At 53.3% G+C, this 240-nt stretch carries 1 protein-coding gene; it reads right to left on the bottom strand.

Translation table 11 applies throughout. The features are described from left to right. Positions 1-240 (bottom strand): hypothetical protein (locus SB816_RS34550; RefSeq protein ID WP_410548566.1); only part of this gene is annotated, 240 nt, incomplete at both ends.

Raw genomic sequence — 240 nt, forward strand, 5'->3', positions numbered from 1 at the left:
GAGGTTGGGCGAACCTGCGACCGCTTGGTTAAGCCGCGCATCCGATGGACTACCGGCCGCACTCATTGAGCCCATACCAAGCTGAGCCGTGTATTTCTTGTACAGGTCCGTATCCTGAACTTTCTTCGGATCGATTCCAATTGATGACGCAAGACCCGGTGCAATCTGAGTAACCGACGATTGGAAGTTCTGAATACGACTAGCAAGCGGACCGGTGTTAATGTCCTGCAACGAGTGCAG

The sequence above is a fragment of the Achromobacter sp. SIMBA_011 genome, from assembly GCF_046535435.1.
Lineage (GTDB): Bacteria > Pseudomonadota > Gammaproteobacteria > Burkholderiales > Burkholderiaceae_B > Achromobacter > Achromobacter dolens.